Origin of the sequence: Coxiella-like endosymbiont (assembly GCF_002871095.1) — a bacterium.
Lineage (GTDB): Bacteria > Pseudomonadota > Gammaproteobacteria > Coxiellales > Coxiellaceae > Coxiella.
Genome location: NZ_NSHJ01000028.1, coordinates 1 through 1,654 on the forward strand (window position 1 = coordinate 1; position 1,654 = coordinate 1,654).

Sequence of the window (1,654 nt, forward strand, 5' to 3'; positions counted from 1 at the left end):
TATATATACCACAGTGCTAGTTTCAGAAAAATTTTGAATACACTACTGTATTCCTTCACACAATCTTAATAAGATTCCTATAAACATAATCTTCACTTACTAAATTAAAATAGAATAGTATCTATAATCATGACCCTAAAAAGAAAATAATAAAATACTATTTTCCCATCTTCCTGTATGCGGACTTTAATCGTCAGCTTTAAAATTCATTATCTGCTATCCTAAACTGAGAGAAGCTTGCGGGCTCTCTTTTTTATAAAAATTATACCTGCTCAAAGTTTTTAGCTTGTTTTAAAGATTGTTTTTACTAGTAGAATAACAAATCTAATTAGGCAATTAACTGATTAACATCACTTCAGCTAACGACCTCTGTAACTGGATTACAGGGACTAATAAAACTCTTTTACATTGATACATTTAATTCAAAACTTGATATCACACACGACATCCTGACCAATCTGACGCCATTGAATACGATGCTCTTGAAAATCAAAAGGTAATTGAAAGGCAGAAATAGCTTGTTGACCCATAACTTTAGGAGCAACATAAATCAAAGCACGATGGATTAATCTTTTATGAAAAAAAGATTGAAAGCATTTTCCCCCTGCTTCCACCCAAAGATCGTGAACTCCATCCGATCCGATTATACTTAAAACTTCATTAAGGTCCAAACCTTCTTTACTTCTAGTTACTTTGACACAACGGATATTTCTTTCAAAAAGAGCTTGTTTACGTTTTTTATTAGGCGCTTCTTTATGAAACACAACTAACTTTTCCGCCGTCTGATGAACATAAGCATTTGATGGTAAACGTAGATCAGAATCAAGAATATAAATTGGCTTTTTTATTATTTCATTGACAAAACGTACATTTAATTGAGGATCATCTTGCAAAATTGTATTTATTGTCGTCAACAACGCATCACTCTTTTTCCGAAATTTATGGGTATAATATTTTAATGCTTCTCCAGTCAAAGGAATAGGTTTGCCTTTAATCCCCGCAATTTTACCGTCCAAACTAAGTGCTAATTTGATAGTTATCCAAGACCGCTTATGAGCCGTCCAATATGAATAACTTTCATAAAAAGATTTAATTTCAGGTACTTCCACCCTAAAACAATTAATTCCTGCTTGTTTTAGCCTTGTAGCCCCTTTATTAAACACATTTGGATTAGGATCAGGGAAACTATAATAAACTGTTTTGATTCCAGTTTTGATAATCAAATCAGTACAGGGCGGTGTTTTTCCGTAATGGCAGCAGGGCTCCAAAGTGACATACAAATCTGATCCTTTCGCATTTACGCCAGCAGAATTAATAGCTTCTACTTCTGCATGGGACAGCCCACTCCGCTTATGAAATCCTGTAGAAATAATTTTATTATCTTTAACTAAAATAGCCCCTACCGCAGGATTTGGTGCACAAAATCCCCGTCGAATTTCAGCAAGCTTCAATGCCCGTTTTAAATAAACTTTAGGATTATTCATTAGCTTCTAACTAAATAAGGATAATCACTGAAACCAGCATCCACCCCTCAACTTTGAGCAAAGAAATTTCAAGTGACATCTGCATCATCGTTAACAAGTATATAAACCAGTAACTAGAAAGCGGCTTCTTTTACAGCTTTAATCCTTTTTATCTTTGTATATTGAATTTC

At 33.7% G+C, this 1,654-nt stretch carries 1 protein-coding gene; it reads right to left on the reverse strand.

The annotated features are described in order from the left end of the window. Window positions 1-422: 422 nt before the first annotated feature. Complete coding sequence (gene ribD, locus CLERM_RS00295) at window positions 423-1,484, reverse strand: bifunctional diaminohydroxyphosphoribosylaminopyrimidine deaminase/5-amino-6-(5-phosphoribosylamino)uracil reductase RibD (protein ID WP_102156638.1); 1,062 nt, start codon at window positions 1,482-1,484, stop codon at window positions 423-425. Window positions 1,485-1,654: the final 170 nt, after the last annotated feature.

What these genes read in the sequence shown, in the direction of transcription:
- ribD (WP_102156638.1), bottom strand. Translation starts at nt 1,484, where the DNA reads ATGAATAATCCTAAAGTTTATTTAAAACGGGCATTGAAGCTTGCTGAA.